At 64.8% G+C, this 5710-nt stretch carries 5 protein-coding genes and 1 pseudogene; 2 read left to right on the top strand and 4 right to left on the bottom strand.

Annotated elements, in window-relative coordinates; all coding sequences use genetic code 11:
- Nucleotides 1-286 (bottom strand): annotated as a pseudogene (locus tag EOA27_RS19010) (hypothetical protein); the annotation flags it as partial.
- Between the two features lie 281 nt (nt 287-567).
- Between EOA27_RS19010 and EOA27_RS19015 the strand changes: the two are divergent.
- A complete protein-coding gene (locus tag EOA27_RS19015; RefSeq protein WP_126081750.1) occupies nt 568-1278 on the top strand; it encodes a DNA helicase in 711 nt (236 codons plus the stop codon).
- A 99-nt stretch (nt 1279-1377) separates the two neighbouring features.
- Here EOA27_RS19015 and EOA27_RS19020 read toward each other — a convergent pair whose 3' ends face one another.
- Nucleotides 1378-1764 (bottom strand): DUF983 domain-containing protein, encoded by a 387-nt coding sequence (locus EOA27_RS19020; RefSeq protein ID WP_126081751.1) that lies wholly within the window; start codon nt 1762-1764, stop codon nt 1378-1380.
- Nucleotides 1765-1896: 132 nt separating this feature from the next.
- On the opposite strand from EOA27_RS19020, the gene EOA27_RS19025 reads away from it, so the two are divergent.
- Nucleotides 1897-3255: a PLP-dependent aminotransferase family protein gene (locus tag EOA27_RS19025; protein WP_126081752.1), complete on the top strand. Its 1359-nt coding sequence runs from the start codon at nt 1897-1899 to the stop codon at nt 3253-3255.
- 29 nt (nt 3256-3284) lie between these two features.
- On the opposite strand, the gene EOA27_RS19030 is transcribed toward EOA27_RS19025, so the two are convergent.
- Nucleotides 3285-4466 (bottom strand): MFS transporter, encoded by a 1182-nt coding sequence (locus EOA27_RS19030; RefSeq protein ID WP_126081753.1) that lies wholly within the window; start codon nt 4464-4466, stop codon nt 3285-3287.
- Between the two features lie 101 nt (nt 4467-4567).
- Nucleotides 4568-5710, bottom strand: a 1143-nt coding sequence (locus EOA27_RS19035) for a Na/Pi cotransporter family protein (protein ID WP_145970414.1), incomplete at its 5' end; no start/stop codon positions are given.

The following is a 5710-nucleotide window of genomic DNA, read 5'->3' on the forward strand; positions in this document are numbered from 1 at the left end:
GGCCGAGCACGCTGTTGCCGAGGTCGCCGGGACGCGTGGCATCCATGGCGAAGTAGCAGGGGTTATTGACCGAGCCGTCGCTGACTTTCTTCTGGTAGAGCGCGCGTGCCCGCTCCAGCACGACTTCAGAGATCTGGCCGTCGCCATCGCCGACATGGCGCTGCAACCAGTCGGGAATGGTCGACGGTCGCAAGGCGGCAAATGAGCTGACCGATGCCGTCAGAGCGGCCAGGATTGCGACAAGGCAAAAGATAGCCGCGCCAAGCGGAACAGATCTCAACCGCACCGTTTTGCCCCTCCTGTCGAAACGTCTCGTACCTGTGAATCACCCGGACCAATCATAGAAGGTCCCCACGCATCGGCGAAACACTTCTAGTTTAGCGACGCCTTTTGGAGGTCGGATTTCCGGCCTGCTTCGATTGCGCTATGATCTGATTCCGGCGCGCCCACGCCTCCTCCCTCCATCGGGAAGCATCGTTCATGCAGGGCAGTCCATCACCAACCAACTGTTCGAGCGCCAGGCATAAGGAGGGGTTGCCAAGACTGCTCGCGGCAGGAGGTTTTTCGATGCGGCTTTCCGCACCCGTCTATCATCTGAAACGCCAGGCGAGGCTCTTGTCTCGCCGGGAAAATGTCCCCCTTCACGAGGCGCTCGACCGCGTTGCCGCCAAGGAAGGCTTTTGTAGCTGGAGCCTGCTTGCGGCAAAAGCCGCCGAAGCCGAGCCTGGCGACAGGCTGCTGGAGCGGCTTATGCCCGGCGACATGGTCCTCGTGGCGGCACGGCCGGGGCAGGGCAAGACGCTGATGAGCCTCGAGCTCGCCGTGGCGGCCATGAAGCGGGGCAGTCGCGCCGTATTCTTTACCCTGGAATATATGCATGCCGACATTCTCGACCGGTTCCGGGACATCGGCGCCGACCCTGCGGATTTCGACCATCTGTTCGAGTTCGACAATTCCGACGCCATCAGCGCCGCTTACATCATCGAGGCGTTGCGGTCGGCGCCGCCCGGCACGCTGGCGGTGATCGACTATCTGCAGCTGCTCGACCAGAAGCGGGACAATCCCGAACTCATGGTGCAGATACGCGCGCTCAGGTCGTTCGCCCGGGAACGTGAACTGGTGTTGGTGTTCATCTCGCAGATCGACAGATCATACGATCCCGCCAGGAGGCCGTTTCCGGATATAGGCGATATCCGGCTGCCGAACCCGCTTGACCTGTCGCTGTTCGACAAGGCCTGTTTCCTGAACAAAGGCGAAATCCGGTTCCGGGCGACTTGAGAGCGATCCGCGTGGGGGGTCATGGCGGTCTCGACCTCGACCTTGATTTCGACAGGTCCGGGGCCGCGAGACGAAACCTTGATCGAAACCGAGTCAAGGTCACTCGCCGGGCCTGGCCAGCCTTCCTTCTTCCGCCTTGTGGTAGAACTGGCTTGCCACGAGCCAGCCTTTGAGCGGCCTGAGCGGCGGGATGCAGGTCGCGAGAACGATCGGGATCGAAACGAAGGCGTGGAACCACATGGAGGGCTCGAAAGTCACCTGCGCCCAGACGGCGAACAGCACCGAGGGCACACAGGCAAAGCAGATGACGAAAAAGGCCGGGCCGTCGGCGGGATCAGCAAAGGAATAGTCGAGCCCGCAGACCTCGCATTTCGGCGCCAGTTTCAGGAATCCGTCGAACAGGTGGCCCTCTCCGCAACGCGGGCAGCGGCCGCGGATTCCCACCTGCCAAGGTGCCAGGGGTGGATAATGCGCAAGGTCTTGCATGATGGTTTCTCCGGTCGATGTCGCGTGAGGCTGGACGGGCCTTGAGATCGTTGATGCATACATATATCATTCTTGTATGCAGACAATGCGACAAGATGTATGGATTGCGAATAAGTGACTCGAGAAAATGATATGGGCTGGCTTCCGGTTCTGGAGGCGGGACCGCGACCGGTCTATCTGAAGATCGTCGACGCGCTCGCGGATGCCCGCTCGGGCGGCCGCTTGCAGCCAGGCGACAGGTTGCCGCCGCAAAGGGAACTCGCCCGGCTGCTCGGGGTCGATCTCACGACCGTGACGCGGGCGTTTTCCGAAGCCCGTCGCAGGAACCTGATCGACGCGACGGCGGGCCGGGGCACCTTCGTCACGCCGGGCGAGCCGGAAGAACCTGTCCTCGATCTCAGCATGAACATCCCGCCGGCGCCGGCCGGCCTCAACCTGCCGGCACTGATCCGGACGGGCATCGAGGCATTGCTCAAGCGCTCCAGCGCGGAAGCGCTGCTTTCCTATCATCCCGGCCCAGGCTCGCCCGCGGAGCGCGCCGCCGGCTCGTCCTGGCTCGCCGCGGCGGGAGACAGGCTGCCGGTCGACAGGGTCGTTGTCGGCTCGGGCGCGCAGGCGCTGCTCACGGCCGTCGTGCTGGCAGAGACGCGCGAGGGCGACACGATCCTTGCCGACGCGCTGACCTATCCCGGGCTGATTGCGCTGGCCGGGACCACGCGGCGCAAGCTCGCCGCTGTCCTAAACGACAGTGACGGCATGCTGCCGGACGATCTAGAAGAGGCGGTGCGGCGGCACGGCGCCCGCGCTCTCTACCTCAACCCGACGCTGCAAAATCCAACCGCATCTGTCATGCCCGAAAGCAGGCGGCGCGAACTCGCCCGCATGGCCGACAAGCTCGGGCTGACCATCGTCGAGGACGATCCCTACAGAAGGTTGCTCGCCACAGCGCCGCCGGCCTTTCTGACCCTGGCGCCCGAACGAACCTTCCATGTCGCGACATTGGCAAAATGCATCTCGCCTTTCCTGCGCACGGCCTTTCTGGCGGCCCCTGATCAGCAGGCCGCCGAGCGGATCTCGGCAGCAATACGCGGCACCACCATGATGGCGCCGCCGCTGATGGCGGGCCTTGCCTGCGAGTGGTTGCGCAGCGGCCTCGCCGGTGAGATCACCGCCGCCGTGCGGACTGAGGCCAAGGCCAGGCAGGAAATCGCGCGCAACATCCTGCCCAAGGGCTTTGCGGCATCGGAGGCCAGCCTGCATCTGTGGTATCCGCTGGAGAGCCGGCTGCGCTCGGGCGAACTCGCCGACGTTGCCCGCCGTCGCGGGCTGGCCATCAGCCCCGCGGAAGAGTTTGCCGTCGGGCGGGACTTCGCCAATGGCTTCCGCTTGGCGCTGGGCGCCACCTCCAACCGCGAACGGCTGAAGGAAGGTCTTGAAAGCCTCGCTTCCATCCTTTCGGGAGTGCCGGGCTCCTCGCGACCGAAGGTCTGAAGCAGCAAACCGTGGCTTGGCGCGGCCCGTTACTCGGCCGCCGCCGGCAGCGGCGGCGTCGCGCGGCTGCGCCATTCCCAGGCTAGCGAGCCGACAGCCACCACCACCGCCACCAGCATGGCCAGGGCGCCGGCGAGCGGCAGGCTGCGATAGCCGTAGCCGGCATTGAGCATCGCAGCACCCAGCGACGCAGCGAGCGCGATGCCGACATTGAAGCCGGATGGGATCAGCGCGGAAGCGAGGTTGGAGGCATCGGCCGTCCAGGCCAGGATGCGCGTCTGGATCGGCGCGCCGATGGCGAAATTCAGACCGCCCCAGATGACGATGGCGACGATCATCGGCACCGGGTAGGGGCTCACCAGATGGATAACGCCGAGCGCCACCGCCTGCAGGGCGAGCATGACGATCAGCGAGGGCATCAGCTTCCAGTCGGCGAGCTTGCCGCCGACCAGGACGCCGATCGTGGCGCCGACGCCGTTGAGCAAAAGCACCCAAGGGATCAGGCTCTCGTCGAGGCCTGTCACTTCGAGCAGCATCGGCGTGATGTAGGTGAACGGCGCAAACTGGCCAATCATCAGCATCAGCATAAGGATCAGCGAGGTCCAGACCTGCTGGCGGCCAAGCACGCGAACTTCGCGCGCCAGCCCGGCGGGCCGGCTGGCGGCGCCCGCCGTTCGCGGCAACAGCGCCAGCATCGCGACGATCGCGATGATGCCGAGCACGCCCATCACCCAGAAGGTCGCGCGCCAACCCCACAGACTGCCGATCGCGGTGCCGGCGGGCACGCCGATGACGTTGGAAACCGTCAGCCCCGAGAGGATCACCGCGACCGCCCGGCCGCGCTGGTCCTCCCGCACCAGGCTGACCGCAACCACCATGGCGACGCCGAAATAGCAACCATGCGCCACGGCAGTCGCAATGCGCAGCAGAAGCATCGAGGTGAAATCGGGCGCCAGCGCGCAGGCCACCTGGCCGAGGGTGAAAGCGATCGTCAGTCCGATCAGCAGCGTCTTGCGCGAGACTTTGCTGGTCATGAGCGCCAGCAGCGGGCCGCCGATGGCAATGCCGCAGGCATAGCCGGAGACGAGATATCCGGCGGTCGGCACCGAAACGCCGAGACCTTGCGCCACCTCCGGCAGCACGCCGGCTATGACGAATTCGGTGGTGCCAAAGGCGAAGGCGGCAAGGAAAAGAGCAATCAGCGGCAGCATGGTTCAAAACATATGCGAGGAATGCATGGCCTCAAACCACGCCTGGGCGGGCGCGGCAATGGAGAAATTGTCGATACCGCTTTAGCTTTTCTTGAGTTCCGTCAGCTGGCCCTCAGCCGCGAGCCGCCGAGCAGGCCGCGCTCCTCGAGCACCGGATAGGCGATCGAGGCCAACAGCGAGTTGATCTGCTTCAGGTCGCGGATGGTGTCGAGGTGGATCGAGCTGGTCTCGATGCTCTTGGCGGTGCCTTCGCGCAGGCGCAGGAAATGGCTGGCGCTGGTTTCCTTCTCGCGCTCGCGCAACAGGTCCTTCTCCAGAACCAATTGCCTGGCGGTTTCCGGGTCGCGCGAGACGAGCACGTTGAAGGCGAGCCGCGCATTTGCAAGCACGGAAGAGTGGAAGGCGCAAAGCTCCTGCCAGCCTTCCGGCGTGAATTCCAGGCCGCGCTCCAGCTTCTTCCTGACATGCACCAGCATGTTGCGCACGATGATGTCGCCGACCTGCTCCAGCTTGACGCAGGCGCCGATCAGCTCCTGGCAGCGCAACGCCTCGTCCTCGGTCAGCGGGTTCCGAGTGACTTTGGCTAAGTAGAGCTTGATCGCGGCGTGCTTCCGGTCGACGCGGTCGTCGAGCGCGGCAAGCGCCTTGATCTTGGCGGGGTCGGCATCCTCATAAAGCTCGATGATGCGCTTCAGCATGATCTCGACCGTCTCGCAAACCCGCACCACCTCGCGCGTCGCGTTGGCCAACGCCTGGTTCGGCGTATCGAGGGCGCTCTCATTCAGCGCCGACAGCTCCACGACCTCGAGCGTGGCGGCCGGCTGCGGCGTGCTGCCCAGCGCCACGATCTTTTCGGAAGCGCGGTAGACGAGGCCGGCCAGCGGCAGTCCGGCCAGCAGGATCAGCACATTGAACAGGATGTGGGCGTTGACGATCTGATCGGGCGCGCTTCTGCCGAGGAAGCCGACATCCGGCTTGAAGGTCATGATCAGGACCAGCATGATCAGCGAGCCGAGGCCGCGCATCAAAAGATTGCCGACCGGCACGATGCGCACCTCGGGCGGCGCCGACCGCGTCAGCATCGGCGCAATCAGCGACGAGCCGAGATTGACGCCCAGCACCAGCACGACGCCCAGTTCCGGCGTGATCAGCCCGCGGCCCGCCAGTGTCGCCATCAAAAGCACCGCGGCGATGCTCGACTGGAACAGCCAGGTGACCAGCGCGGCTAACAGATAGGTGGTGAT

This window comes from Mesorhizobium sp. M2A.F.Ca.ET.037.01.1.1, from assembly GCF_003998075.1.
GTDB lineage: Bacteria > Pseudomonadota > Alphaproteobacteria > Rhizobiales > Rhizobiaceae > Mesorhizobium.